Here is a 26,274-nt window from a genome sequence, read left to right as displayed (position 1 = left end):
GGAGATACGCCACCATGGAGACGACTAACATTGTTGATTTTGCGCGTCGAGACGGGATGACGGACACGCTGACGGATTTGTTGAGAACGGGAGCCCAGCAATTGATCGCGACAGCAGTCGAGGCAGAGCTTGTCAGTTATCTGGCGCAATTTGCCGACTTGCGCACTGAGGCAGGTCACGCAGCTGTTGTTCGTAATGGGCATCATCCGGCTCGGCCAGTACAGACCGGCATTGGCCCCGTGAACGTGCGCATTCCAAAGGTTCGATCCAAGGACGGCACACCGGTGACATTTCGATCTGCCCTGGTGCCACCCTATGTGCGCAGAACCAGAACGTTGGAAGCGGCCTTGCCATGGCTTTATCTCAAAGGTGTTTCCAGCGGCGAAATGGGCGCTGCCCTCAAGGTTCTTCTGGGCCCTGATGCCGCTGGCTTATCGGCGAATACTGTGTCGCGGCTCAAGCGTGATTGGGCAAAGGAGTACGACGGTTGGAGAGACGCTGCGTTCGATGACGAGCCAATCGTCTATATCTGGGCTGACGGCGTCCATAGCGGGCTTCGGGGCGAGAACGACAAGCTGTGCGCCCTTGTGATTGTTGGCGTTACGGCCCGTGGCAAAAAGCGGTTCCTGGCCATTGAGGACGGGGTGCGCGAGTCCACGCAGAGTTGGCGCGAGGTTCTGTTGAGCCTGAACAGCCGAGGAATGAATGCCCCCAAGCTGGCGATTGGAGACGGAGCCATGGGGTTCTGGGCGGCGCTGGAGGAAGTATACCCCGAGACCCGCCAGCAGCGATGTTGGCAGCACAAAACGATGAACGTGCTCAACTGCCTGCCCAAGCTGTCTCAGCCAAAGGCCAAGGCCGCGATCCACGATATCTGGCAGGCTGAGACCAAAGACGATGCGAACAAGGCATTCGATTTGTTCATCAAAACCTATGAGCCAAAGTATCCCAAGGCAGCGCTGTGCCTGCAAAAAGATCGCGAAGAGCTCATGGCATTCTTCGACTTCCCCGCCCAGCATTGGCAGAGCATCCGCACCAGCAACCCAATTGAATCTGCGTTTGCCACGATCCGGCATCGCACCAAGCGTTCAAAGGGCTGCCTGACCCGCGAAGGCATGCTGCACATGATGTTCAAGCTGGGGCAATGCGCCGAGCAAAACTGGCGAAAACTACGCGGCTTTGATTACCTGGCCAAAGTCATCACAGGCGTCACGTTCAAAGACGGAATTGAAGCTACAAACCCCCACCAGATCGCCGCATGACCGACAAGCCTCAAACACCAGATTTGACAATAACTCTTTCGCGAAGGAACGACGATCCAAGAGGAATGTCTTTTTCGCTGAACCAGACGGATACACCGCGCGTTTTGAGCTGATTGTAGAGTTCCGTGGCATCTTCCAGCCGGCCAGCCCATGCATGGCACAAGAAGACATCACGAAGATCAGGTAGTTCCGCGCGCCTCTCGACGGTTTCGCGGATCGGTTCGAGTGCCTTAGCTTCCACGGGCGTATACAAAATTGTTGAACCGGCTTTCGACCACTTCGCTAACAGTGCTGGATCCGCCGCCGCTGCTACCTTCGCGGCGGCACAGCACCGAGATGCTTTCCTCTCCACGCAAACCCGCCAAAACGATACGGATTTTTTCCTCCGCTGAATAGGTCTGGCGGGTCTTGCGGCGGATGTTCTTGACCAGCTTGTCAGCTGCGTTCTTCGATGTTTCAGGCTTCTGTCTCATCTCGATCTCCCAATCGGTAAGATGAACCAGAAATCCTCCGTTGTTCAAATCCTCAAATCTGTCCCACGGGCGCTGACGTCAGACACTTCAACACGGATCAGGGATCGCAGTTCACATCCATCGACTTCACGGCGATGCTAAAGAAGGCTGAAATAGCCATCTCGATGGACGGCAAGGGCGCATGGCGGGACAACGTCTTTGTAGAGCGGCTTTGGCGGTCGATCAAATACGAGGAGGTCTATCTCCATGCCTATAAAACCGTGCCGGAGGCCCGAGCAGGCATCAGTCGATATCTGGCCTTCTATAACACCCGACGCCCACATTCATCCCTTGACCGGCAAACACCGGATCAGGCTTACTTCAATGCGCTGACGCCAATCCTGGCGGCAGCATAATCAAGGCGGAAATCCACTTAAGCATACGCCCAAAACTGTTCAGACAAACCGAGCCACCTCTGGCTGCATGACTTTCACGTTTCGTTCGACCTTAGCGTGTCGCTGGGAACTACTCTTGTTCCGCCCCCGTATAGGCCGCAGTTATTCCGCTGGGTGTTTAGTGCTGGCGACTTCCAATCTCAGGGACCTTTCAATCTTTGTGCGCGGCTTTCCGTTTTTCGTATCAATTAGGGGCTATCTTCCAGTGAATAGGCCTCATTATAGGCTTCGATTGCCTCCCCAATGGGGCCGATAAAGACCATACGCCCTTTCTGAAGGACCAAGCCCATATTGCACCATCTGCGCATCAAACTCGTGTGGTGCGTAGCCAGAATTATAATGTTTGCCTGTTCGACAAACTGTTTCATTCGCTCCGAAGCGCTTTTTTGCATCTCTTTATCGCCTGCACCCAGCCACTCATCCAGCAACAGAATGTCATAATGAAAGGCTGTTGCCACACCAAACGCCAAGCGCGCGCGCATGCCATGTGAATAGGTGCGCATGGGCATGTCAAGATAAGGTCCCAATCTGGCAAAGGTTTCCACGTCTTCGACAAGTTGTTCAAATTCGGAGCGCATCTTTCCAGCAATGATCGCTTTCAGCTTGATATTATTTCGACCGCTGACTTCTGGCCTGAAACCGATATTTATGTTGATCGCGTTTCCCAGCTTCCCCTGATACTTGACCTCGCCGGATGTCGGGGGAAAAATGCCTGCCATCGCGCGCAACAACGTCGTCTTGCCGGAGCCATTATGGCCCAACAACCCAAGCGTATCGCCCGCCTCCAGACGGAAGGAAACATTGTCCAGCGCTGAGACAAACTGATGTCCGGCTGCCGACTGGATTTCACCGCCAAGCCTGTTGGCATCCGCTCCCAAGACAGACTGGCGGACCGGGAACCGGATCGACAACTCTCGGACATCGAAGAAGGATTTCTGATCGAGGGTCACAACGATATCGCTACTCGCGGCTTGAGCCGATTAAAGGTCACTGCGCCAAGAAAGCATATAAGTGTTGTCAGGACGCCAACAACAATCCACGATTCAGATGGAAACCGGCTTTCGAGCAACGGAACACGCACAATATCGATATAATATGTGAGGGGGTTCCAGAAAGCTACGGTTCCCCTCAGTGTATCCGGCTCCGCGACCCAGATGATGGGTGTTGCAAAGAAAGTGACACGCATCACGGCCTGCAACGCATGAACGATATCTTTGATACTGACTGAAAGGGGCGCGGTGAGAAGACACAAACCAAAAGCGGTTACATAATAGACGGCTGCACCGGGCAAAATTATCCATGCTTGTCTCCAGTCAACGTCTCCAAACGCCACTATGAGAAGTGCCGAAGTCACAGAGACTAGAGCAAGCTCGATGAAGGCTCGGATAACCAGGCTGTGGATGTAAACAGTGTAAGGCGTACTCGAACTCAAAATCCAAGTCCGATTGGCGAAGAACAGGTTCGCACCTTGCGTCACGATAAGGTTGATGAAGGAGAATATGGCGAATCCGATGACCAAATGGGAGAAAAAATCGTAGTCTTCGGGCAGGAAAAACCCTGAAAAAACCATCGATTTGACACCGATGAACAACAGAAATGAAATGACGATCCAAGCAATCCCAACAAAGCTGCGTCGATACCTGTCAAGCAAGTCTTCGCGTGCCAAAGCGACGGCCAGAGTGTATCGACTAAAGCCGTCCTTTAGGTCGGCTGTGAGCGTGTTCATCGCAGTAATGTCTGGACCGTTCGAATCTGGTATCGGGATTTGGGTTGCGATGAGCATTATCACGGTGGGTTAGCCGATAGCAAGGGTTTGTCTGTCAACGGCGGAACAAAAAACGGCCACGCGGCGGCGCAAAATTCGGCCACCTTTGCGTACGCAGGAGACTTCCGGGAGGGCGTAGCCCGAGCGGGGGTCTCATGCGTACGTATTCCGGGACGATCCGGCCACCGATTCCGATAGCATCCGGCCACTGATTCCAGTAGCACGTCGGGAAAGAGCGCTGTTGAGGTTATGGCCACACGCGCAGCGCTCAAATAGCGCAGCGGGTGGCCATAACCGGTTCTCAGGTCTCAACAGTGGTTTTGCACAAACCACACTGATGAGGAGACCGGTTATACCAAGCCTCCTAGAAGTTGACTCACGGGATTCCCAAAAGGCGGCGAATCTGAATCGATGCTGCAAACGGGAGGTTTGCCATGGGTTCAGCGATTTCTTTGCGAACGGACTTTGATGGGGAAAGACTGCGTCTTTTTGCCCGCCAAACAAATGATGCCAACCAGGCCCGTCGGCTGCTTGCGCTTGCTTCCATCTATGACGGCGGCTCGCGCTCAGATGCGGCCCGTCTGGGCAGTGTGTCCCTTCAGATCGTTCGGGACTGGGTGATACGCTTCAATGATCGCGGTCCCGATGGGCTGGTCAATGGCAAAGCTCCCGGCAAGTCGTCGCTGTTGAATGATGATCAGCGTTCGGCCTTGGCGCAAGCCATCGAACGCGGCCCCAAACCTTATCTTGACGGCGTTGTCCGCTGGCGTCTGTGTGATCTGGCCCAGTGGCTATGGGAGGAATTCCGCATCTCGGTAAGCGTGCAGACCTTGGGCCGCGAAGTGCGCGCGTTGGGCTATCGCAAACTCTCCGCCCGCCGAGGCATTATGCGCAGGATGCCGATGCCGCCGAGACGTTTAAAAAAACTTCCCCGCCGTTGTGGCGGAAATCGCCAAGGGTCCCGCCAAAGGCAGAGTGATCGAAATCTGGTTCCAGACGAAGCCAGGATCGGGCAGACGAACAAGATCACACGCCGTTGGGCCAAGCGTGGATCGAGGCCGTCTGCTCCACACGACCAGCGCACCCGTTCCGCATACATTTTCGGCGCGATCTGCCCCAGGCACGGGAAAGCCGCGGCCCTCGTCATGCCGTGGTGTGACACCTATGCCATGAACCAGCACCTGGCCGAAATGGTCTGCCCCCTGAAAAGTGATCCTTTTTGAAGTATGGCTTACGAGCCGTAAGAGGGACATTGAAATGGCAGGTAAAAGACACAAGGCAGAAGAGATCGTCACGAAGCTTCGTTAAGTTGACGTGCTGAATGCACAAGGCAAATCGATGGCGGAGGCAATCCGGTCGATAGGCGTGACGGAAGTTACATATTACCGCTGGCGATCAGAGTACGGTGGCCTGAAGGGCGATCAGGTGAAGCGTCTGAAGGAATTGGAGACCGAGAACGCTCGCCTCCGTCGGGCAGTCTCCGATCTGACCTTGGACAAGATGATCCTTGCGGAGGCCGCCAGGGGAAACTTCTAAGCCCCGCCCGCCGTCCCGCTGCCCGGCAGTCGTTTGCTTGCAAACGACGAGAGGGGCGCTTGTGTGGATCATGTCACCGAAGAGCTGGGTGTGTCCGAACGGCGGGCATGCCGGGTTCTACAGCATCGGTCACGAAACGTGAATCAGGTGGGATTCCATTTCGTTCGGTTTCATGGTTGTTTCGGGAATGGAGGTGTCTCATGGGCAAACCGCATTCCGTAGATATCCGAGCACGGGTCATTGCTATGGTTGAGGCCGGGCATTCCTGCCGGGCAGCAGCACGTCGTTTCGCCATCGGCGACAGCACGGCGATCCGTGTCATGCAGCATCGCCGCAAGACCGGGTCTGTGTCGCCACCGCGCCAAGGCCGCCCGCCGGGCGGCGGCAAGCTTGCGGCTTACCGCTCCTTCCTGATTGCCGAAGTCGAGAAAAAGCCCGATATCACGATGCCGGAATTGGTCGACAAGCTTGACGAGACGCATTGCGTTCGCGTTCCGCCATCGTCCCTGTCGCGCATTCTGGTGGCGGAAGGGTTCACATATAAAAAAAGCGCTGATGGCATCCGAACGCGCCCGCGCGCCAGTGCGGCTTTCTCGTGATGTCTGGATCGCCAAGCGACAGCCGAGGATGCGGCTCGAACCGCATCGTCTTGTCTTCATTGATGAAACATCGGTGAATACGAAAATGGTGCGTCTTCGCGGGCGCTGCCCGCGCGGTGAGCGGCTGCATATGGATGCACCATTCGGTCATTGGGGCACGCAGACCTTCATCGCCGCCCTGCGCTGCCATGGCCTGACCGCTCCGTGGATCATTCACCACGCCATGAACCGCATATCCTTCGACACCTACGTCGAGACACAACTCGCCCCGACCCTATCGCCCGGCGACGTCGTCATCCTGGATAACCTCGCCGTTCACAAAAGCGAAAAAGCCGCCGAGATCTTGAAGGAAAGCAAAGCCTGGTTCCTGTTCCTTCCGTCCTACAGCCCAGATCTCAATCCCATCGAAATGGCTTTCTCGAAGATCAAGGCACATCTGAGAGCCGCGGCCGCCAGAACATTCGACGCGCTTTCAGACGCACTTGGCTCTATCTGCCATCTCTTCGAAAGAACCGAATGCTGGAACTATTTCAAGGCAGCAGGCTATGCGCCGGATTAAACGTACGATGCTCTAAGTCAGCATCGTTCCACGCAGCGCAAAGTCGCAAAGACCCCGGATGATGAAGCGGCATTGACCGCCGACATCACGGCACTCGCTCTCCAGTATGGCCGATATGGCTATCGTCGCATCACGGCGATGCTGCATCAGGCAGGCTGGCTTGTGAACGTCAAACGGGTTGAGCGAATATGGCGGCGTGAGGGGCTGAAGGTTCCATCCAAGCAACCCAAGCGCGGTCGGCTCTGGCTGAACGACAGTTCGTGCATCCGGCTTCAGCCGGAATACCCCAACCATGTCTGGTCTTATGATTTTGTCGAGGACCGCACGCACAATGGAAGGAAAATCCGCATGCTCAATGTGATCGACGAGTTCACGCGAGAATGCATCGCCAAGGCTTTGAGGGAGTGGATTGCGCTGGTTGGTGTCAAAACGGCCTACATCATGCCGGGCAGCCCTTGGGAGAATGGTTATTGCGAAAGCTTCAACTCGAAGCTCAGGGACGAACTGCTCAACGGAGAAATCTTCTACACGCTCAAGGAGGCAAAGATCAGCATCGAGGGCTGGCGACAGCACTACAACACCGTGCGTCCTCACTCATCACTGAACTACAAGCCACCGGCACCTGAAGCCACAGTTTGGTCTCGCGAAAACGGGCCGACTTCAACTCCGGCGGTAGCGGTCAGGCCGAGCATGCACTAACATTGAATCCGGATCACCCCTTGGGGGCAGGCCAAGGGGTTAAACAATCGAGCCGAAAACTCGCACCTGCCGCTGCGAAAACGGGAACGGGTAATGCAGCGGTTCCGTTCGCCAGGCGCGTTGCAACGTTTCATCAGCGTCTTCTCCGCAATCCGAAATCTCTTCGTTCCAACCCACCTGAGAAAGACAGCCATCGACGTCCATCTGCATCGTCTCAGGGCGTTCGCACATTGGAAAGGCATGGCCGGAACCGCCCCATGATCACTTCGAGCAAGTCGAACTCGCACTCGTCTCGTTAACCTGACATCACCACAGCGACTATCTGTAATTGTACCGGGCGATGTACTCCAAACTGTGTTCCAAAGAGGTAGTCCAACGAGGGCAACGAAAGCCGAAGGTCTTTTCGAATTTTGAGCAATCCAGCCTTGAGTTTTTCGGGCGAATAGCCTTGGTTGGAAAGTCCTCGGTTGCGATTGATATCACGTTGGATGCTGGAAGACCCAGTTTCTTGCTTTGCCAAAATATCTCTCGCGCAAGATCGCACCAAGTTGCTGTTCCGGTTCCTGCGAGATTGTAGATGCCCCACAACTCATCACCGCTCGCGTCGGGGGAATACAAACGCTCGATTGCACAAAGTATACCGTCAGCTACATTAAAGGCGGACGTTGGGCAGCCATATTGATCATCGACAACGTTCAGCTCAGCGCGTTCCCGCGCGAGCGCCAGCATGGTTGTGACGAAGTTCTTTCCGAAAGGCGAATAAACCCAAGCCGTTCGCAGTATGACATGCCTTGGATTCGCGGCCATGACATTCCGTTCTCCGGCGAGCTTGCTCTTGCCATATACCGACATCGGATTGACAGGGTCGTCCTCCGTCCATGCGAATGGTTTGGTGCCGTCATAGACATAATCGGTAGACAGCTGAATGACGGGTGCCCCGACCATGGCGGCTCCAAGAGCCACTTCACCTGCGCTGTCGCCATTCATGCGCATAACAGTTTCGGGCTCGTCCTCCGCCAAATCGACGGCGGTGAACGCCGCGGCAGACACGACGATATCGGGCACATGGCGCGCAACGGTTCTCGCTATGTCCTGCGGCTGGCAAAGTTCCAATTCCGGACGGCCTACAGCTATGAGCTCGATATCTCTTATTTCTTCGCAGCGTTGCTTAAGAGCGGTGACAATCTGTCCAGAAGTTCCAGTGACGAGAATTCTCACGCTTGACACCTGACCGCTATTGTTTTTGCCCCCGGCGTTTGCGGGCGTCGGTGTCGCGCAGAGGCGACCACCACCAAGGGTTATCAATGTACCAGCTGATCGTCTTTGCCAAGCCGCTCTCAAACGTTTCACTGGGTTCCCAGTTAATTTCCGTGCGGATTTTCGTAGCGTCAATTGCATAGCGCCGGTCGTGTCCGGGACGGTCTGTCACAAACACGATCTGCTCGCGGTAAGACTTGCCGTCTGACCGTGGTTTTTGTCGATCGAGTATGTCACAGATGGCTTCGACGACACTGAGATTGGTGCGCTCGTTGTTGCCGCCGATGTTGTAGGTTTCTCCCACCGTCCCCCTGGTAATGACTCGTTCAAGGGCGCGCACATGATCCTCTACATAGAGCCAATCGCGGACATTCTCCCCGCGACCGTAGATGGGTAGTTCTGCGCCATCCATTGCGTTGAGCAGGACAAGCGGGATTAGCTTCTCAGGAAAATGATAAGGCCCATAATTGTTGGAGCAGTTTGTAACCACAATCGGCAGACCGTAGGTGTGATACCATGCACGCACGAAGTGGTCGGATGCTGCCTTTGACGCAGAGTAGGGCGACGACGGAGAATATGGGGTCGTTTCAGTGAAAAAGCCGCTATCGAAAGGCAAATCACCATAGACTTCATCGGTGGAAACGTGGAGGAAACGGAAACTGTCGCGCCGTTTCGCATCCAGACCGTCACGAAATTTGGTCGCAGCCCTGAGAAGGGCAACCGTGCCGACCACATTGGTGTCCACGAAGATATCGGGTCCATCGATGGATCGGTCAACGTGGCTCTCGGCGGCCAAATGCATCACGCCATCCACTTCAGATGTCTGCATCAGCTCGAGTATCTTGTCGTAGTCGCGAATATCAGCGTTCACAAACGTGTAGTTTTCCCGGTTTTCCACCTCCTTCAAAGAGGCCAGATTTCCAGCGTAGGTCAACTTATCGACATTGATCACCTCGTGATTTGCCCTCACGAAGTGTCGGCAAACAGCCGATCCGATAAAGCCTGCGCCACCTGTCACGAGAATACGCATGTCATGTTCCTCCTAAATACTTGTAGTTATTGTCAACATCGACCAACATGGGCGCAGCTTTGTCCTTGTCGGAAATGATGGGGTCATCCGAGGTGGCAGGCCACGTGATCCCTATGTCCGGATCGTCGTAGCGTATGCTCCGCTCATCTTCTTTCGAGTAGTAATCAGTAACTTTGTAGAAAACGCTGGTGTTGGCTTCCAGTGTCAAGAAACCGTGCGCGAAGCCCTTCGGAACAAAAAGCTGGTTCCCCTTCTTCGCCGAAATTTTCAGCCCGAACCACTGCTTGTAGGTCGGAGATCCCTCCCGGATATCAACGATCACGTCAAAAATGGAACCGGTCATCACGCCTATGAGTTTGGCTTGTGCATGGGGTCTGCGCTGGAAGTGCAATCCGCGCAAAACCGGTGGATACGTCGATAATGAAAGATTATCCTGAACAAAAGTCTCGTTGATACCAAGCGCCGCAAGTCTGCGGAGGTTATAGATCTCCGAGAAAAAACCGCGATCATCATCAAACCGGTCCGGATATATCTCCAATACTCCGGAGATGGCGGTCTCTTTATTTGTTGTCATTATCAACCGTTTACACCAAGCTTCGCAGATATTTTGCATAGCTTGTCTTTCCTAGAAACTGTGCACGGCTTTCAACTTTCTCGGCATCAATCCACTGACTGTTGAATGCGATCTCTTCCGGGCAGGCAATTTTGATGCCCTGGCGGTGCTCAATGGTGCGTACAAAGGCACTTGCCTCGTGCAGGCTATCGTGCGTCCCTGTATCGAGCCATGCAAAACCGCGACCGAACTTCGCCACCTGAAGCTTTCCTCTTTCGAGATAAGCGCGGTTGACGTCCGTGATCTCCAATTCGCCACGCATAGAAGGTTTGATGCCGGCTGCGATATCCAAAACGTCATTGTCATAAAAATACAGACCAGTCACCGCCCAATTAGATTTCGGTTTCGCAGGCTTTTCTTCGATCGAGATTGCTCGGCGGTTTTCGTCAAAATCCACCACACCATAGCGCTCGGGATCGGTAACCTTGTATGCAAAGACTGTCGCGCCGTCTTCGTTGCTTATGGCGTCCCGGCATATTTGCGAAAGCCTGTCACCGTAGAATATGTTGTCACCGAGAATGAGTGCAACATTGTCGTTGCCGACGAATTCCCGCCCGATGATGAACGCTTCCGCAAGCCCGTTGGGTGCGGCTTGGGTCGCATAAGAGATGTTGACGCCAAAGTGGGAGCCGTCGCCAAGAAGTGCGGTGAATTGCGCCGCATCCTGCGGAGTGGTGATCACCAATATATCCCGGATTCCGGCAAGCATGAGCACCGAAAGAGGATAGTAAATCATTGGCTTGTCGTAGACGGGAAGCAGTTGTTTGGAAACAGCAATTGTACATGGAAAAAGGCGCGATCCCGATCCGCCCGCAAGAATGATGCCCTTCATGATAATCTACCTTTCATTGCCGATAAACGGTCATTCTTGTCACAGCCGCCCTGCCAGTGTCGCTATGTACAACGAAGCGGTGCCGAATTTGGTTTGTCTCCATACACCAGATTGTCGGAGCCAATTCAAGCGCCCTATGGGTGATATTCGTCTCGCTTCCATGAAAGAGTTGGTCACTGACTGGGCATCAGGCGTCAGCTCTTCCCAATTGTCGGCAAGCAATTTCAGGTGTACGTCCTGCCAGCGTCGCCAAGTCCCATCCATAACCATTTGAAGACGCGCCGCACGGGCGGCGTAGGAGCTGTTTTCTCCTACGATGTTGTCGCCATGTTGGCGATAAAGTGTAAGCGGTTGCGGATCGTATTTTATCGCGCCACCGGCCCCGGTGACCATGATATAGGCCCACCAATCATGGCTGATAGGCGTTCCTTTCACGAGCGACCGCTTCAATAAGACGAACGCGGCTCGGTTCATCGTCATGGTGTTGCCGCCGGCGATCGACTGGACCAAAGCGTTTTTAAACGCTGGGGCTCGTGAAAAAAGTGGAGACAGCCGCCGCATGTCACGACCATCCTGATCAATCATTTGCGTGCGTCCGCAATAAAGTGCGGGCACATCGGATGGTTGTTCCTGCAACCACGTTAACGAACGGCTGGTCTTGTCCGGCAGCCAAATATCATCTTGATCGCTGAAGGCAAAATAACGGGTTTGCGGAGTGCAGTTGAGTATGAGCGCCCGAAAATTTTCCACGAAACCTTTTCGTGGCCCTTCGGAGTAGTGCAGATCATAGTTCCGAAAGTCTTTTATCTGTTCAGAAAGTGCATCGCGTGTCCGGTCAGATCGGCTGTCGTCGGAGACGTTGATTTGGATATGCTGCGTATCCTGCTCCGCAAAGGATGCCAGTTGAGATTGAAGGAATTTTTCGCCCTCATACGTCGCCATGAGGATGGTAAGATCGTTCGGCTTGTCTTTCATGTCCCCACCAACTTCCATTTGTGATTCCAGTACAGGTGATTCCGATAGCGGGTAAATATGTCGCCTCAACGTCATGTTATCGCGATGACGTATTCAGTGGCCATAAACTTATCGTCGAAAGAGATCGCTTTCAATTCATGCGTTCAAGGCTTGTTGCGGCATGTATCGGCGCGCGAAAAGTCACCCAATTCTGATATTTCCCATGGGCATCGAATTTTTCCTCGTGATCTGTTGCGGTGTCCGCCCCGACTATGGACTTAGACACTATCCCAGCTGCTATGTCAGGTCTTTATGGCGCTCATTCGGTTCCGTGCACCACAGTATTGGATGACCGCCCGATGCCGAAATACGTCAAGCCATGGCCACGCACTGTGTTGAGATCGTAAATGTTTCGCCCGTCAAACACGACTTGGGCCTTGAGCGAGCGGCTGATGAGATCAAAATCAGGCGCTTGAAACGCTTTCCACTCTGTGTTCACCACCAAAGCGTCCGCACCGGCAAGCGCATCTTCCTTGGTTGTTGCCATGACGAGCTGAGCGTGATTGCCGTAGATGCGTCGACATTCATCCATCGCCTCGGGGTCATAGGCATGCACTGTCGCACCCACTTCCCATAGTCGTTCCATCAATGCACGTGCCGGCGCTTCACGCATGTCATTGGTGTTGGGTTTGAACGCTAGGCCCCAGAACGCAAAAACCTTACCTTGGAGCTCACCCCCGAAAAATGCGTCAATCTTGTCAAACAGCGCGTATCTTTGGCGAAGATTGCGCTTTTCGACGGCATTGAGCAGCCAAGGTTCGACACCGACGCCCATAGCCGTATGAGCCAACGCCTTGACGTCTTTGGGAAAGCAGGACCCACCGTAGCCAACCCCCGGATAGATAAAATCGTAGCCGATCCTCGGATCGCTGCCGATCCCTTTCCTGATGTGTTCGATATCGGCACCCAAAGCATCGGCCAAGGCTGCTATCTCATTGATAAAGGATATCTTAGTCGCGAGCATGCAATTTGCTGCGTATTTGGTGAGCTCCGCTGAGCGACGATCCATGACGATGAACTTTTCATGGTTGCGGTTGAAGGGAGCATAGAGCTTGCGCATCATCAAATTGGCTTCGGGATCATTTGTTCCAATGATGATGCGGTCCGGGCGCATGCAGTCGTTGACGGCCGAACCCTGTTTGAGAAATTCGGGGTTTGAAACGACAATTACCTTACATTTGTCGGATCCACGCGCGTTAAGCCGCACGCTCATATTTTCCTCGATTGCGTCTCCGGTGCCGACGGGAACCGTGGATTTTATGACGACGAGCTTGTCATCGGTCATGTGCTCGGCGACCGCCGATATGGCCATTTCTACGTTTCTCAGATCGGCCCCTCCGGAAGCATTCGTCGGTGTGCCTACTGCAATTATTTGGATGTCGCCGTGATCGACTGCCATCTTTACATCGGTTCTAAACCGCAACCGGTTTTCGCCAGCGTTGCGCTGGACAAGGTTTTCCAGCCCCGGCTCATAGATCGGAATTTTTCCTTCATTGAGCGCTTCTATCTTGCGGCTATCGATATCGAAGCAGACGACATCAAACCCAACATCCGCAAAAACGGCTGCCTGAACGAGACCAACATAACCGGTACCGAAAACGGTGACTTTCATGGTCCCTGTAATCCCTTTTGCGCGTAATCTCGCGTTTATTATATGATTCAAACAGCAGAAACAAGTTCAGCGGGAGGTGGCTTCAGTGCAATCGGGTGAAGAAGTGCGTGACAAACGGGTATTAAGCTGAATCTGTCGTGATCCTCTGATTTGGAAGGAGGACGGCGATGGATGATGTGGTGGCGGATTGTGGTGCGGTTGGCGAAGCGGTTGTCTTTCTTCGGTATTTCACGGATCTGCCGGACAGTCGGCAACCGGGCAAGGTGGCATATCCCCTCGACGAAGTGCTGCTTCTGAGCTTGCTCGCGGTTTTGGCTGGGGCGGAGACGTTCGTCGATATCGCCCGCTTTGGGGATAAGAAGCTTGATTTTCTGCGCCGCTTTCGGCCGTTTCGAGCGGGGACGCCATCGCACGATCACCTCGGCGACATCTTCGCCACGCTCGACGCCGAGAAGTTCCAGCAATGCTTTGCCGGCTGGGTCGCCGCGCTGACTGGCGCGCCTGCGGACATCATCGCCATCGATGGCAAGACGGTGCGCCGCTCGTTCGAGAAGAAGGCCGGCAAGGCGGCGATCCACATGGTCTCGGCCGTTGCCGCACGCCAGCGCCTCGTGCTCGCTCAGGTCAAGGTGGCCGAGAAGGCCAACGAGATCACCGCCATTCCCAATCTCCTGGACATGCTTGCCATCGAGGGGGCGATCGTGACGATCGACGCGATGGGTTGCCAGCGTGCCATCGCGGACAAGATCCTCGACAGGAAGGCCGATTACGTGCTTGCCCTCAAAGGCAATCAAGGTTCGCTGCGCGACGATGTCGCGATCTTCGCCGCCGAGCAGAAAGACAACGATTTCAAAGACACGACCATCAGTCGGGACGAGACGGTCGATGGCGACCACGGCCGCATCGAGACCAGAACCACCACCGTCATCCATGACATAGACTGGCTCCAGGAACGCCATGACTGGCCCGGCCTGAAAGCGGTCGTCATGGTCGAGAGCACGCGCGAAATCGGCGAGAAAATCGAACGGGAGACCCGCTTCTACATTACCCCCCTGGCGCTGCCGGCCAGGCAATTGGGACCAATCGTCAGAAGCCATTGGGCAATCGAGAACAGCCTGCACTGGGTTATGGACATGGTCTTTCGCGACGACGAATGCCGGGTTCGAACAGATCATGCCCCAGCCAATTTCACCGCGCTCAAGCACATGGCCCATAACCTCATCCGAATGGCCGCCGGAAAAGACTCGCTGCGCCTCAGACGAAAAGTCGCCGCTTGGGACGACGATTACCTTGCAAGCATCATCGCCAGATGATTGTTTCACTCGATTCCCCTGGAGGTGGCTTGGACTTGTTTAAGCCACTTGGCCACCAATGCACGCGAGCGGTATGCCGCTTTCAGACTGGCATGCGAATAGACGTCGCGATACAGTAAGATGCCATCGTTGTCTGTGTATTCGCACACTTCGTCGGGACAGAAGACCTCAAATAGGTCCAGAACGTCGATTTTGCCCGCAGTGACGAGAGAGCCGAGAAGGTTTGTCACTGGTGCGAACCGTTCCACCGTTTCGTCCCGACTGTAGTAGCGGCACAAAGAAAGCCCGGCAGAGCGCCACTGGCGAAGGGCCATCTGAGGTGTACAGTCGGCCTCGCGAATAAACGGTAGAGGACCCAACACAGAAAGCCCGATATCCTGCAAAGCCAATTGATCGCTGAATTCAATCAACCCCTTGCGGAGATCTTCGCGCGCTTTGGTGGCCCATTCATTGTCCTGTTCGGGCGACAGTTTCGCCAGATCGCTGATAAGCAGCACCTGATCTCCAGGCTGAAGTTGCGCGAGCAAGACGGGTACCACGCGCGCCCAGTAGTCGGCGGTCGCCTCACGGCTGTGGGAGCGCCAGTCGATGTCTGGTACCGGCGAGCCGCCGAACTTTGCAGTGAGGATGAAGCTTGTCTTTGCACCGTCATGGATGGAGCTGATGTCATAGGCGGCAGCAAACGCCGGAGCAAAGCTGTTGCCAATAATTAGGACGCGCGACTGCGCCGTTTCGAGTGGTTCGCTGACCGTGCAACGTTCAACCTCAATGATCTTGCCGATGTCCTGATTGTTGACAAGTGTGCAGTCCCGCCCAGCCCAGACAGTACCATTTTCCGAAACATGGGGCAGAAATAAAGATGACCGCCCCAACTCCGCGTCAGAGGTCACCTGCTCACCCAAGAGCAGCTGCCTTCCGGTGGTGTTGTACATGTGCAGAAGACCTGCTGTTGTCACCATCGCGAGCAGGCCTGCGCCCAACTCGCGGCGTGATACAGCCGACCAGCTCGCATCACGCAGAGGCCGTTCCAGATAGGCCCAACTGACATGTGCCAACAGGATCGAAACAACAATGCCGGCTACTGCCGTGGCCGGACCCTTCCCGATTATCCAAGCCAGAAAGACCATGACAGGCCAATGCCAAAGGTAGAGTGAGTAGGATATTTTGCCTAAGTATGGAGTCACACCGGTTTGCAACACCCGAAATGCACGCGTGCTTTCTCCGATACCGTACAGCGCGGCGCCCGTCGCGATGATGCAGACCATCGCCGCAATCTGCCGGTCGATTTCAAGTGGCATGAACAACAACGCGACAAGCGCGAGGACTGAAACAGTCTTGAGTGCGAAAGTTGCCGCATTGAGTCTCCCCGGCGCAAACCGGAGTTGGGCCAGAAACACCAATGCACCGAAAGCGATCTGCCAGAACCGGAATACGACGATGTAGAAAGCCGCGAGCGGGTTGTCGCCCTGGATCAGAAGCCAGCCGGCAAAGGACGAAAGCGCCAAACTGATCAACAGTAAGCTGGCGCCAAGCCAACCGCCTAACTTCCACCCGATCCAGAACAAAAACGGAAAAAGGAGATAAAACTGCTCCTCCGCGCCGAGAGACCATGTGTGCGTAAAGGGATTCAGAGCGGATGTCGGCCCGAAATAGTCCTGCGCGATAATGTAGAGGTAGTTGTTGGAAAGGCCCAACGCCGCCGCAATACCAGTGTTGATACTCTGCTCAGGAACCGGGTCCATGAGCGATATTGCAACCCCGGTCACCGCGATCATGACCAGAAGTGCGGGCATCAGACGTTTGACACGCCGTTTGAAAAACTCGATCAAAAAGTTTGATAGGCTTCGGTCGCGTCGATAGTAGAGTGAAGCCGTGATGACGAATCCCGAGATTACAAAAAAGACGTCAACACCCAGTCCGCCATTCGGCGCGCCTACCGGGAAAAAGTGATACCCGAGAACAGATACAATCGCGATCGCACGCAGTCCGTCTATTTCCGGTCTGTAGTTCATTGGCTGGAGCTGAGTGCGCAATGAGCATTGTTTGCACGCTCTGCACCATGTGCGAAAAATGCACTGTCCCGCGATTGCTGCGCGATCAATGATCTGAACGTTTTTTTCGGGGGGTCGATCATGATTTTAGTCCTCCAAAGTTAGCGATGGAAGCCTTTTAAACGCTGCGCGTTCCATTGCAATCCGGCGCAGGTTGCTATCTACGTGTCGCGTTTGGCTCGTATCTAAATCAGTTAGACCTGTGGCAAAAAGGTCTCACTTCATCGCCCGCGACTAAGCCAAGCCGCAGGTTGAGCGCGTTAAGTATTGAAGAAATATCGACTAGATGGCACCTGACAGGAGCAGAAGCCTATGGGGCAGATTGGTCAGGTTCGAACGAACTTCATGGATTTCGCCGGTTTTCCGGTGAAAGAAATACGAGTTAAATGGAATGTCATGAGTTATCCGAAAGTTATAGAGCTACAATTCAGTGCCCAATACGGACATTTTGGTTCCAAAGAGCATTTCTTTCACTATTTCTGGGGATATGTGCTGCCGGGCATGAGTCTTGCGATTAAGGCCAAAAAGAAAGACGAGGACGCTGCATTCAGCTTCGTCCTCGAAGACTGCGGGCCGGTGATGAATGTTGTTAGCCGCGAAATGTTCGGGCTCATTTCGCAGGATATCAAATTCATAGATCGCAAAAAATTTACGGACGCATGCCAGCAGGTGCCGCGCTGGGATATCATGATCAATTTCGATAGCGTGTTGTTTGAAGACGAGTACAGCTTCCGCGGTTCGACAAAAGACTATCGCGAGAATGAGTTCCTGAAGAGCGTATTGAACCAGCCAAATTTTTTGATGCAATTTCAGGATGATATGCGTGAAGTTCGCAGTTGGGTACTCGGTCAGGTAATAGGACCCGAAGCGGCGAAATCCGGAATCATGCAGCGGCGCGATCCCGAACCGAATTTAAGTGGCTCTCCTCGCGTTCAGGCTTTGAAGAAATCCATCGTCAGATTCCTGGAACGCAGCGGCCCGTGGCACGTGCGGGTTCGACAGAAAATGCTGCGTCAAAGCCTGAATGCCTTCAGGTTTGCGTCGGGAAAAGCGCCCGTCGCCATCGGCAAGAAGCGAATAAGGCCCAGGAAACAAACCAACCAAAAATGCCTATTGCTGCGCCGATCGCCGGAGCCAGAATATTACAGCGAGAAGGGTCAGGCTGAAGCGAAAAAGTATGGGGCTTCCAGGCGTTCTCTTGTTGAAATTAACGAGCTATTTGAGCTTTTCAAAAGCAAAAGCAAAAATATCGAAATGTATGAGCCGGGTTCGGACAATGTTTTCAACCAGATCAAGAAGTTCTACAACAGCAAAGTCGTCATCGGCATCAAAGGTGCCGAGCTATCGAATATATTCTGGATGACGCCGGATACCAAGGTGTTTGTCGTCACGCCAAACACAATGCGGTCCACGCCGGTGTACCAACGTTTCGGGCGTTTTCTCGGATTAAAAGTGGTTACGGTTTTCGCCGCAGACGGACCAAACCCCAGTGTCTACCGCTTACGCCGAGAGATACTCGATCAAATAGATTACTTGTGAAACTGGCCATTAGACTAGAAACCACCATCGCCAGAGTAAGCCGTGCATCTAGGCAGTCAGGCGATTAGAGCGGATGGGGATACAATGACGATTGAAATATGCAAGACCGCAGAAGCGCTTCGGAAACACCGCGATGAAAATCTCGATAAGAGCAAATTTGCGCTGAACATTATTCCTTTCGATTCGACAAAAAGCTGGTTTTTGAAACATGGTACGGTTTCACACGAAAGCCGTGGGTTCTTTCACATTCTTGGCCTGACACTGCCCAATACAGACTTTGAATCGATTGTTCTTTATCAGCCACAAAGTGCCTTGACTGGCCTCTTGATCGCCGAGCACGACGGGGAAATGTACACCTGTGTGCAAGCGCGTGCGGAGCCGGGCAATACGGGGGTCGTGCAGTATGGTCCCACCGTCCAGTCGACCGCTGCCAACTACATGAAGCTGCATGGAGGACGCGATACCGACTTCATCGATCACTTCCAATCCTATCCGTCCGGCTCACGGCTCATCAGTTTTTCCATGCAGGTGGACCTGGGTGAGCTCTATTATCAGAAGAGCAAAACCCACAATTACATTGAAACGGATAAACTGCTGCCCACGACGTTGAACACCACGTGGGTGCCCATTTCAGTCTTGTCTGACATGTCGCTCGAGCCCTTCTTCCTCAACACGGACCTCAGATCGCTCGCCGCGATGTATGATTGGGATTATCATGTGACCGGCGAGCGTTCATCGGACGAACCTCCGACGGAGCTGCTAGACTTCTATTTCAGGAGCAAAGGGCGAACCAAGCAACAATACCTTCTCACGTCGCTGCATGAATTGAAAAATTGGCGCTTGGGTTCGTCGGGTGTGGAAGCTGTCGGTGAACATACGCGCTATATGTGCCTTTTTGAGTGTCAGGCTTTGACGCGCGAAGTTGCGACTTGGGTACAGCCATTGATCGGTGTCGAATCGCCGGGCCTCGTTGTGCTTTATCGCAGGGTGACTGCAAGCGGACCCGAGTATCTGTTGAGCGTTCGCGAAGAATACGGCATCGACAACCAATCGATCATCGCGCCGAGCCGTGTTGTGCACCCCGGCGGCGATATCTCCGCAGTTGACCGGGTTGGAACCGTCTACCGCACGTTCGAACACTCGGAAGAAGGGGGGCGCTTTATCAACCATGAAAGCACTTTCGAAATCCGCAATGTCGACGGCAGCTATGAGCGTTTGGCCAATGAGTTTTGGGTGACGCCTGGTCAGCTCAAGCAGCTGTTTTTGTGCTCAAATATCATATCAATCCAACTGCGCGTCATGGCTTGCGGGCTTCTCGATGAGTTGAATCCAAAAACACTGGGGTCCAACCGACCAGCGCAATAGCGAGTGGAAATGGTGGAGATTGCCGTTCCTCGTCTAATGGGCTCCCGGGTCATACCGCGAAGCGAGGGTTCCGGACGGATCTCTCGCTTTCGTTTGCTGGGCGAGGCAATGCACTATGCCGAATAGTCAAGACGATCAAAAACTGAAACTCAGTAGGCAAAAATATGCCGAGCTGGAGCAGAGCGTCGCAGAGCTCAAAAAGCGCGGCAGTGCTTTGCGGGATTTGCTACGTCAGCGGCGCTTTGGTACAGCGTTGAGAACGGTCTTGCACAGATCGAAAGCCAATCTGAGAGAGGCAATTCGCTATCAGGGTGGATTGCGCAACACATTTCTCCAAGCGCTCGGCCAGCTGCGTCAGGTTGGTCCAGTTGAAATGGCCGCAACAATATTCCGGCGGCTAAAAGAACCCGGTGCGCTTGACACCGCGTTTGTGAGGTCTTCACCGCTTCCTTCAACTGAGAACAGCGACATATTTCAATTCAAGTCCTTGAAAGACTACCATGCCCTTTACCAAAACCATTTGGAAACCCGGGCCAAACACCGAAACATTGCTGTGTTCAGGGCCGTGACGGGCGGTTACGATCGTTTATTGCCATATGGCCATTTTCTGAACGAGGCTGATTACACCACCTTTACGGACGAGCCTGCACGCGTCTTTGGCGTCAACCGCCCTGTGCCGTATTTCGATATATCGGCGATCCGGCGTGCACGTTACGTGAAATTGCACCCACATTTGCTTTTTCCTGAACATGACATTGCGGTCTGGCATGATGGCAATGTCATGATCAATGGCGACATCAGGCCACTCATTGACTCTGTCATTTCGTCCGGTTTAGCGATCGGCACCTTTCTGCATCCGAAACGGGACAGTGTTTATGACGAGGCGGAGGCATGCGTCATTTGGAACAAGGATGATGCTGACACTATCTTGCGCCAGGTCGAGCGCTACAGTGAAGAAGGGTTTCTGCCGGACCAACTGGCTGAGAGCAACTTCATCGTCTACAATCTCCGACATCCAGACTTGGACCGCATATTGACAAAATGGTGGTTCGAACTCGACCGGGGGTCCCTTCGCGACCAGTTATCCTTCAATTACGCAGTTGAAGCCGCACAAGCAGCTTTCTTGCCTCTGGCCGAACGACCAACCTGTGTTCGTGATCATCCGGCATTTACTTTCTTTCCCAATCACGGGGGAAGCGACCGTATTTTCGCAACCAAACCGGCATCAAGCGCAGCAGTGCCTGCATTTGGTCAATCCGTTGATGTTGCAACGCAAACCAGCAAACCAAAAGCAGATGTATTGGTTTGCGTTCACAACGCTCTAGACGATGTAAAAGCCTGTTTGCGCAGTGTGGTAGAGAACCGGCCCGCTTGCGTCGATAAACTTGTCATTGTCGATGATGGCTCAGGTGAAGAGACCCGACAGTGGCTGGAAACATTTGTTGCGAACCATGCTGGTGTCGTCCTGCATCACAACGAACAGGCAAACGGATATACAAAAGCTGCTAACAAGGCAGTTTCTCTATCCAATGCCGACAATATCGTTCTGTTGAATAGTGACGCTATTGTGGGTGCGGACGCTATCCGCAAAATGCTGGCCTGCCTGTATAATCTTGAAGGCTGCGGCATCGTCGGGCCGTTGTCCAATGCCGCCAGCTACCAATCCATTCCCCGTCATCTCAGCAGCGCAGGCCAAACCGCTATCAATTCTCTACCAGACGGTTTCTCCCCGGATGACATGGATGCATGGTGCGCACGCAACGCGTTTGGCCTTACATCGCCCGGTGTTCCGTTTGTTCACGGGTTCTGCATGTGTGTGAAGCGAGCGGTGTTTGATCGGATCGGATCGTTTGACGAAGCTGCTTTTCCCAATGGATATGGCGAGGAAAACGATTTCTGCATCCGCGCCTCTAATAATGGCTTCCGGCTGAATGTGGCAATTGAAGCGTTTGTTTTTCACGCCAAATCAAAAAGCTACACAGATAACGAAAGGCGCACACGTTTGATGAACGCCGGCAACGAAAAATTACGGGAGTTGCATGGCCAAGCGCGGGTCGATCGACTAGTCCAATCGATGCAACACAATCCGACACTCGCTGAAATGCGTTCGAGAGCACACAAGCTCTATATCTGACGTAGCATTGTTTACATGGTTCACCCGGAAACTGACACGGCCTCAGCTGTTTGATCCCCGGTATTGACAGTGCAGTGTCAACGGCGGAGTAAAAACCGGCCACGCGGCGGTGCAAAAGAGCTGTCTCGGGGAGAGTGTCCGGTCTTCTGTGTATCCGTGATCTGGTCCATGCTTCCTGAGAGGAGCAAGGACGATGACGATTTCCAAGGAACTGCTGGACGAACTTCTGAAGGGCTGCGAGCGACCGTAATTACATGGAGTTGTCTAATCGCAACCCAATAATCAAGCTCTTTTTGAAATATTTCCTGAGCGCTGTTGCTCGTGGACTTTTCGAGCAATAGCGAACAGCGAAAGATGGTTTTACGACCGCGCCGCCTTGTTCTTTTGGCGTCGTTGGTGATCGTATGCCGGGAGCACGGTTGTTTTCGCGGTCGACACGAGGCCGCCGCATGATAGGTCTTCGCAGGGTGGAGCCTTCCAATGTAATTAGCGCAGTTGCATCGAGAATACGCATCTGCAGCCCACAATAGCGTAATGGCTCGACCTACGTCCCGGCAGGGACGTCTCGGCGTCTGAAGAAAGGACGCGATCCGGTAATGGCGCTCAGCTTCAAGTCATGGATGGATCTCCGATCCGATGCATTCTCAGGCGGTCGCGCCGGCGCCGCGATCAAAAAGCTCGCCGGTTTTCAGCATCGCATGCATGATAACTGCGAGTTTGCGTGCAACGGCGACTGCGGCTCGCTTGAAGCCGACCTTTTCCCGCAACTTCAAGCCCCAGGATCGAAGCTTACTATCGGCAAGGGATCGCGTCAGGATCACCGTGGCAGCGTGATAAAGCAGACCCTGCAGATGGTGGTCGCCGCGCCGTGAAATGTGCCCATCAAAATCAACTTCGCCCGACTGGTAGCGCCGGGTTGTAAGGCCCAACCACGCGCCCACAGCTCGAGATGTCCTGAAGTTCTCCGGAGCCTCGATCGCCGCGGCAAACGAGGCTGCGACAACCGAGCCCACTCCCGGTATCGACATGAGTAACTGACATGGCGCGCTCTCCCGCGCAGCGGCGACAAGCTGTCGATCGAGTTCAGCCGCGCGGGCACGAACGCTGCGCCAGGTCTCAAGTAGCGGCAAGATAATCCGCTCCAGCCCACTGTTGCCGGCAATCAGGCTTCGGACATTGGTGTCAAAAACGCGGCCAGCGCCTTTGGGAACAATCAACCCGAATGTCTTCATCAGCCCACGGATCTGGTTGCAAAGTTCGGTCTTGATCTTGATCAACTGGCTGCGCGCAGACACCAGGGTTCGGGTCAGCATGCTATCATATTGCTTGACCCGCACCTCTCGATAAAAGCCAACTTCCGCAAGGTGTGCCAGACCGTCTGCATCGTTCGCATCGGTCTTGTTCGGCGCCATGTTGAGCGCCGCGCTGGCATGGCGGGCATCAATGCAGATTGCCGGTAGGCCTTCCGCCGTTAGCGCGTGGTAGAACCAAACTGACAAGGGTCCGGTCTCGAACACGATGCGCTTAGCGTTCGGCGCACGCTTGCGGATTACTTCGGCCAGCACTTGCGGATCCGAGGGACATTGGCCGCGCCAGATCCGTTTGCCATTCTGCCGCACCGAGATCATGGTCTCTTTCAACGACACATCCAATCCAATATGCTCTTCCATGGTTGTTCCCCATTCGATGCTTGGGCCCGGCGTCATGCCGTGAGCCCGTATCTCCATCTTATCGGGGAACAACCGCCTTAATAACCAGAACGCAGCATTGCCGAGTCCCTGAGCCACTATATGCGTAACTCGCTCCCGCGATTACCCCATGTAATTACGAGCGGCCTGAGGATTTGCTTGGCGATGCCGGGCTGATTATAGAGCTCAAGCCTACGCAAATGGCGGTCTCCGCGTCGGGATATACGCCCATCATAATCGACTTCGCCGGATTGGTAGCGGCGCGTTGTGAGGCCTATCCACGCACCTACATCGCGGGACTTCCTGAAGTTACCGGGATCTTCGATGGCCGTAGCAAAGGAGATTGCCGTGGTCGCGCCCACACCCGGAATGGACATGAGTAGACGGCAGGCCCGGCTCTGACGGGCGTCTGCGAGCAATTGACGACCGAGTTCTGCAGCTCGGGTGCGAAGGCCCGTCCAGGCATCCAGCATCGGCAGCACGATACCAGCGAGATCATTATGATTAGTAAGAAGGCTTCGAACGTTATTCTCAAACGTGCTTCCCTTGCCTGCGGGAACGACCAGACCGAAAGTCTTCATAATACCCCAGATTTGGTTGGAAAGCTCAGTGGTCATCTTGACCAACCGAGCACGCGCAGCAACAAGCGTGCGGGCTAACATGCTGTCGAAACCTTTCACACGCACCTCGCGAAAGAACCCAACTTCTGCCAGGTGGGCCAAACCATCGGCATCATTCGCATCTGTCTTGTTCGCTGCCATATCGAGTGCGGCTTTGGCGTGGCGGGCATCAATGCAAATAGCCGGCACTCCCTCGGCGCGCAGTGCATGAAAAAACCATACTGATAGAGGCCCTGTTTCGAATACCACGCGTTTTGCGGTTGGGGCCCGCTTGCGAATAAGCTCGGCAATGACGTTGGGATCAGAAGCGCACTTCCCGCGCCATATCCGTGCGCCATCACGGCGGATCGAGACGGCCGTCTCTTTCATTGATACGTCGAGACCGATATACTCTGTCATGGCTGTTCTCCGTTAATGTTGGGCCCGGCGACCAGTCGAGAGCCTGTATTTCATCTTATCGGGGAACAGCCGCCAGCCAAGACCATGATCGGATCTAGAGGGGCACCGCTCCCACGATTACCCCATGTGGATGCCCCCTCCCGACGGCATCGTAATGTGCCAAGGTGATGCTTGCAAAAACGTCACTTAACAGGTTGCTGAAAAACCCACTGGCATTTTTGCTCTGATCCTGATTCACTCCTGTTGTCGAGATTTGCTATGGATGTATGCGATGCGTGACGCGGATGACCGGTCTACCCAACTTTTCTCCTACGTCGACCTTGAGGCACGGGTTCCGAAGGGTCACCCGCTTCGGGCGATGCGGGATCTGGTGAACCCGGCGCTGGCCGTGCTCGATGACCGGTTTGCGGCGCTCTACAAGGAAGGCGGCCGCCCATCGATTGCGCCGGAGCGGCTTTTGCGGGCGATCCTGTTGCAGCTTCTCTATTCGATCCGATCCGAGCGGCAACTGATGGAACGGCTGGATTTCGATCTTCTGTTTCGCTGGTTCGTCGGACTTGGCGTGGACGATCCGGTCTGGGACGCCTCGACATTCTCGAAGAACCGGACGCGCGTGCTGACGGAAGACATCGCGCAAGGGTTCTTGTCAGCGCTTCTCGCGGACCGCCGGGTGAAACGGCTTTTGAGCGCCGAGCATTTCTCGGTGGACGGAACGATGCTGAAGGCGTTTGCCTCGATGAAGAGCTTCCGGCCAAAGGACGGCTCTGGCAATCCTCCAGATGGCGGCAGAAATGGCGAGCGCAACTATCGCGACGAAAAGCGCTCGAACCAGGCGCATGCGTCGACCACCGATCCGGATGCGCGGCTCTACCGCAAGGCATCGGGTCAGGAAAGCCGGCTTGCCTATCTCGGCCATGCGCTGATGGAGAACCGCAACGGGCTTGCGGTCGCAGCCCAGGTGACCCATGCGACAGGCACGGCGGAGCGGGAAGCCGCGCTTGAAATGATTGAAGCACTGCCGGAGGGTTCAACGCTCGGGGCCGACAAGGGCTACGATGCCGAGGCCTTCGTCGAGGACCTGAAGACGCGCAGGATCGTGCCGCATGTGGCGATCAACGGCACGGTGTCGAAGACCGGCAAGGTCCGCAAGACGGCTGTGCCTGACGAGGTCGCGCAAAGCGATGGCTATGCGATCAGCCTGCGTTGCCGCAAGCGGATCGAGGAAATCTTCGGCTGGGGCAAGACCACCGGCGGGCTCCATCAGTTGAAGGTTCGCGGTCTGGCAAAGGTCAGGACCATCTTCACCCTCGCGCTCGCCGCCTACAACATCGTTCGCTTGCCCAAATTGTTAGCAGGGATGGGAGACGTATGTCCAGATGCAGCAAGATAGGTCGAAAAGGACAAGAAAACCGCTCGGTATCGCACCGATGCAACTAAAAAGCCGGCGAAATCAGCGAAAAATCAAACCGCAGACCCAATA

At 54.5% G+C, this 26,274-nt stretch carries 20 protein-coding genes and 5 pseudogenes; 12 read left to right on the top strand and 13 right to left on the bottom strand.

Annotated features, from left to right (window positions below; translation table 11 throughout):
* Positions 1–14: 14 nt before the first annotated feature.
* Positions 15–1,262, top strand: coding sequence for an IS256 family transposase (locus IMCC20628_RS23345; RefSeq protein WP_047029227.1), 1,248 nt, complete (start codon positions 15–17; stop codon positions 1,260–1,262).
* Between the two features lie 10 nt (positions 1,263–1,272).
* Here the strand turns inward: IMCC20628_RS23345 and IMCC20628_RS25740 are convergent, their stop codons facing one another.
* Positions 1,273–1,503: a toll/interleukin-1 receptor domain-containing protein gene (locus IMCC20628_RS25740; protein ID WP_245307980.1), complete on the bottom strand. Its 231-nt coding sequence runs from the start codon at positions 1,501–1,503 to the stop codon at positions 1,273–1,275.
* 70 nt (positions 1,504–1,573) lie between these two features.
* A pseudogene (locus tag IMCC20628_RS25735) lies at positions 1,574–1,735 on the bottom strand (IS3 family transposase); the annotation flags it as partial.
* Between the two features lie 86 nt (positions 1,736–1,821).
* Between IMCC20628_RS25735 and IMCC20628_RS23330 the strand changes: the two are divergent.
* A pseudogene (locus IMCC20628_RS23330) lies at positions 1,822–2,130 on the top strand (integrase core domain-containing protein); the annotation flags it as partial.
* A gap of 227 nt (positions 2,131–2,357) precedes the next feature.
* Here IMCC20628_RS23330 and IMCC20628_RS23325 read toward each other — a convergent pair.
* Both IMCC20628_RS23325 and IMCC20628_RS23320 read right to left on the bottom strand, forming a co-directional pair.
* Positions 2,358–3,119 (bottom strand): ATP-binding cassette domain-containing protein, encoded by a 762-nt coding sequence (locus tag IMCC20628_RS23325; RefSeq protein WP_052766649.1) that lies wholly within the window; start codon positions 3,117–3,119, stop codon positions 2,358–2,360.
* Positions 3,116–3,895 (bottom strand): ABC transporter permease, encoded by a 780-nt coding sequence (locus IMCC20628_RS23320; RefSeq protein ID WP_197078504.1) that lies wholly within the window; start codon positions 3,893–3,895, stop codon positions 3,116–3,118. Before IMCC20628_RS23320 ends, IMCC20628_RS23325 begins: the two co-directional genes overlap by 4 nt.
* Before the next feature lie 473 nt (positions 3,896–4,368).
* Here IMCC20628_RS23320 and IMCC20628_RS23315 point away from each other — a divergent pair, with 473 nt between their 5' ends.
* The 5 genes and pseudogenes from IMCC20628_RS23315 to IMCC20628_RS24890 all read left to right on the top strand — a co-directional run.
* Positions 4,369–5,157, top strand: coding sequence for an IS630 family transposase (locus IMCC20628_RS23315; protein WP_082128386.1), 789 nt, complete (start codon positions 4,369–4,371; stop codon positions 5,155–5,157).
* A gap of 91 nt (positions 5,158–5,248) precedes the next feature.
* Positions 5,249–5,602, top strand: a pseudogene (locus IMCC20628_RS25255) (transposase); the annotation flags it as partial.
* Between the two features lie 68 nt (positions 5,603–5,670).
* Positions 5,671–6,628, top strand: a protein-coding gene (locus IMCC20628_RS24895; protein ID WP_156174391.1) for an IS630 family transposase whose coding sequence is annotated in 2 segments (ribosomal slippage) — positions 5,671–6,021 and positions 6,023–6,628 — 957 coding nt in all. Because the reading frame shifts where the segments join, the coding sequence is not laid out codon by codon here.
* Between the two features lie 12 nt (positions 6,629–6,640).
* Positions 6,641–7,327, top strand: a pseudogene (locus IMCC20628_RS23290) (integrase core domain-containing protein); the annotation flags it as partial.
* A gap of 33 nt (positions 7,328–7,360) precedes the next feature.
* Positions 7,361–7,588, top strand: a pseudogene (locus IMCC20628_RS24890) (DDE-type integrase/transposase/recombinase); the annotation flags it as partial.
* A gap of 57 nt (positions 7,589–7,645) precedes the next feature.
* On the opposite strand, the gene rfbD reads toward IMCC20628_RS24890, so the two are convergent.
* From rfbD to IMCC20628_RS23260, 6 genes are all read right to left on the bottom strand, one after another.
* The gene (gene rfbD / locus IMCC20628_RS23285; RefSeq protein WP_047032966.1) at positions 7,646–8,545 is read right to left on the bottom strand and encodes a dTDP-4-dehydrorhamnose reductase; all 900 of its coding nucleotides are present in this window, start codon (positions 8,543–8,545) and stop codon (positions 7,646–7,648) included.
* 16 nt (positions 8,546–8,561) lie between these two features.
* Positions 8,562–9,614: a dTDP-glucose 4,6-dehydratase gene (gene rfbB / locus IMCC20628_RS23280; RefSeq protein WP_047032965.1), complete on the bottom strand. Its 1,053-nt coding sequence runs from the start codon at positions 9,612–9,614 to the stop codon at positions 8,562–8,564.
* A 1-nt stretch (position 9,615) separates the two neighbouring features.
* Positions 9,616–10,227 carry a dTDP-4-dehydrorhamnose 3,5-epimerase gene (gene rfbC, locus IMCC20628_RS23275; protein WP_343123263.1) on the bottom strand — a complete coding sequence of 204 codons (612 nt, stop codon included), beginning with the start codon at positions 10,225–10,227 and terminating at the stop codon, positions 9,616–9,618.
* Positions 10,199–11,059: a glucose-1-phosphate thymidylyltransferase RfbA gene (gene rfbA / locus IMCC20628_RS23270; protein ID WP_047032964.1), complete on the bottom strand. Its 861-nt coding sequence runs from the start codon at positions 11,057–11,059 to the stop codon at positions 10,199–10,201. The genes rfbC and rfbA overlap by 29 nt, the downstream gene beginning before the upstream one ends.
* A gap of 39 nt (positions 11,060–11,098) precedes the next feature.
* Entirely contained in the window at positions 11,099–12,034 is a 936-nt protein-coding gene (locus tag IMCC20628_RS23265; protein ID WP_047033014.1) for a glycosyltransferase, read from the bottom strand.
* Positions 12,035–12,332: 298 nt separating this feature from the next.
* The gene (locus IMCC20628_RS23260) at positions 12,333–13,685 is read right to left on the bottom strand and encodes a UDP-glucose/GDP-mannose dehydrogenase family protein (RefSeq protein ID WP_047032963.1); all 1,353 of its coding nucleotides are present in this window, start codon (positions 13,683–13,685) and stop codon (positions 12,333–12,335) included.
* 167 nt (positions 13,686–13,852) lie between these two features.
* On the opposite strand from IMCC20628_RS23260, the gene IMCC20628_RS23255 reads away from it, so the two are divergent.
* Complete coding sequence (locus IMCC20628_RS23255; protein ID WP_047032962.1) at positions 13,853–14,998, top strand: ISAs1 family transposase; 1,146 nt, start codon at positions 13,853–13,855, stop codon at positions 14,996–14,998.
* A 5-nt stretch (positions 14,999–15,003) separates the two neighbouring features.
* On the opposite strand, the gene IMCC20628_RS23250 is transcribed toward IMCC20628_RS23255, so the two are convergent.
* Entirely contained in the window at positions 15,004–17,010 is a 2,007-nt protein-coding gene (locus IMCC20628_RS23250; protein ID WP_047032961.1) for an acyltransferase family protein, read from the bottom strand.
* Between the two features lie 351 nt (positions 17,011–17,361).
* Here IMCC20628_RS23250 and IMCC20628_RS23245 point away from each other — a divergent pair, with 351 nt between their 5' ends.
* The 3 genes from IMCC20628_RS23245 to IMCC20628_RS23235 all read left to right on the top strand — a co-directional run bounded on the left by IMCC20628_RS23245 (position 17,362) and on the right by IMCC20628_RS23235 (position 22,087).
* Entirely contained in the window at positions 17,362–18,588 is a 1,227-nt protein-coding gene (locus IMCC20628_RS23245) for a glycosyltransferase family 61 protein (RefSeq protein WP_047032960.1), read from the top strand.
* Between the two features lie 84 nt (positions 18,589–18,672).
* Positions 18,673–19,953, top strand: coding sequence for an NDP-hexose 2,3-dehydratase family protein (locus tag IMCC20628_RS23240; protein WP_047032959.1), 1,281 nt, complete (start codon positions 18,673–18,675; stop codon positions 19,951–19,953).
* A 115-nt stretch (positions 19,954–20,068) separates the two neighbouring features.
* Positions 20,069–22,087, top strand: a complete 2,019-nt coding sequence (locus IMCC20628_RS23235) for a glycosyltransferase (protein ID WP_082128383.1) — start codon at positions 20,069–20,071, stop codon at positions 22,085–22,087.
* A gap of 644 nt (positions 22,088–22,731) precedes the next feature.
* Here IMCC20628_RS23235 and IMCC20628_RS23230 read toward each other — a convergent pair.
* Positions 22,732–23,757: an IS110 family transposase gene (locus tag IMCC20628_RS23230; RefSeq protein WP_047033012.1), complete on the bottom strand. Its 1,026-nt coding sequence runs from the start codon at positions 23,755–23,757 to the stop codon at positions 22,732–22,734.
* A 116-nt stretch (positions 23,758–23,873) separates the two neighbouring features.
* Positions 23,874–24,794: an IS110 family transposase gene (locus IMCC20628_RS23225; RefSeq protein WP_082128382.1), complete on the bottom strand. Its 921-nt coding sequence runs from the start codon at positions 24,792–24,794 to the stop codon at positions 23,874–23,876.
* Between the two features lie 271 nt (positions 24,795–25,065).
* Between IMCC20628_RS23225 and IMCC20628_RS23220 the strand changes: the two genes are divergently transcribed.
* Positions 25,066–26,184 (top strand): IS5 family transposase, encoded by a 1,119-nt coding sequence (locus IMCC20628_RS23220; protein ID WP_047032958.1) that lies wholly within the window; start codon positions 25,066–25,068, stop codon positions 26,182–26,184.
* Positions 26,185–26,274: the final 90 nt, after the last annotated feature.

The sequence above is a fragment of the Hoeflea sp. IMCC20628 genome (assembly GCF_001011155.1).
GTDB lineage: Bacteria > Pseudomonadota > Alphaproteobacteria > Rhizobiales > Rhizobiaceae > Hoeflea.
The sequence above is the reverse complement of the archived record's forward strand: the minus strand, read 5'-3'. Positions and strand labels throughout refer to the sequence as shown.

What these genes read in the sequence shown, in the direction of transcription:
- IMCC20628_RS23345 (WP_047029227.1), top strand. Translation starts at nt 15, where the DNA reads ATGGAGACGACTAACATTGTTGATTTTGCGCGTCGAGACGGGATGACG.
- IMCC20628_RS23320 (WP_197078504.1), bottom strand. Translation starts at nt 3,895, where the DNA reads ATGAACACGCTCACAGCCGACCTAAAGGACGGCTTTAGTCGATACACT.
- IMCC20628_RS23230 (WP_047033012.1), bottom strand. Translation starts at nt 23,757, where the DNA reads ATGGAAGAGCATATTGGATTGGATGTGTCGTTGAAAGAGACCATGATC.
- IMCC20628_RS23245 (WP_047032960.1), top strand. Translation starts at nt 17,362, where the DNA reads ATGGGGCAGATTGGTCAGGTTCGAACGAACTTCATGGATTTCGCCGGT.
- rfbA (WP_047032964.1), bottom strand. Translation starts at nt 11,059, where the DNA reads ATGAAGGGCATCATTCTTGCGGGCGGATCGGGATCGCGCCTTTTTCCA.
- rfbC (WP_343123263.1), bottom strand. Translation starts at nt 10,227, where the DNA reads ATGCAAAATATCTGCGAAGCTTGGTGTAAACGGTTGATAATGACAACA.
- IMCC20628_RS23255 (WP_047032962.1), top strand. Translation starts at nt 13,853, where the DNA reads ATGGATGATGTGGTGGCGGATTGTGGTGCGGTTGGCGAAGCGGTTGTC.
- IMCC20628_RS23250 (WP_047032961.1), bottom strand. Translation starts at nt 17,010, where the DNA reads ATGAACTACAGACCGGAAATAGACGGACTGCGTGCGATCGCGATTGTA.
- IMCC20628_RS23225 (WP_082128382.1), bottom strand. Translation starts at nt 24,794, where the DNA reads ATGACAGAGTATATCGGTCTCGACGTATCAATGAAAGAGACGGCCGTC.
- IMCC20628_RS23315 (WP_082128386.1), top strand. Translation starts at nt 4,369, where the DNA reads ATGGGTTCAGCGATTTCTTTGCGAACGGACTTTGATGGGGAAAGACTG.
- IMCC20628_RS23235 (WP_082128383.1), top strand. Translation starts at nt 20,069, where the DNA reads ATGCCGAATAGTCAAGACGATCAAAAACTGAAACTCAGTAGGCAAAAA.
- IMCC20628_RS23240 (WP_047032959.1), top strand. Translation starts at nt 18,673, where the DNA reads ATGACGATTGAAATATGCAAGACCGCAGAAGCGCTTCGGAAACACCGC.
- IMCC20628_RS23220 (WP_047032958.1), top strand. Translation starts at nt 25,066, where the DNA reads ATGCGTGACGCGGATGACCGGTCTACCCAACTTTTCTCCTACGTCGAC.
- IMCC20628_RS23265 (WP_047033014.1), bottom strand. Translation starts at nt 12,034, where the DNA reads ATGAAAGACAAGCCGAACGATCTTACCATCCTCATGGCGACGTATGAG.
- IMCC20628_RS23260 (WP_047032963.1), bottom strand. Translation starts at nt 13,685, where the DNA reads ATGAAAGTCACCGTTTTCGGTACCGGTTATGTTGGTCTCGTTCAGGCA.
- rfbB (WP_047032965.1), bottom strand. Translation starts at nt 9,614, where the DNA reads ATGCGTATTCTCGTGACAGGTGGCGCAGGCTTTATCGGATCGGCTGTT.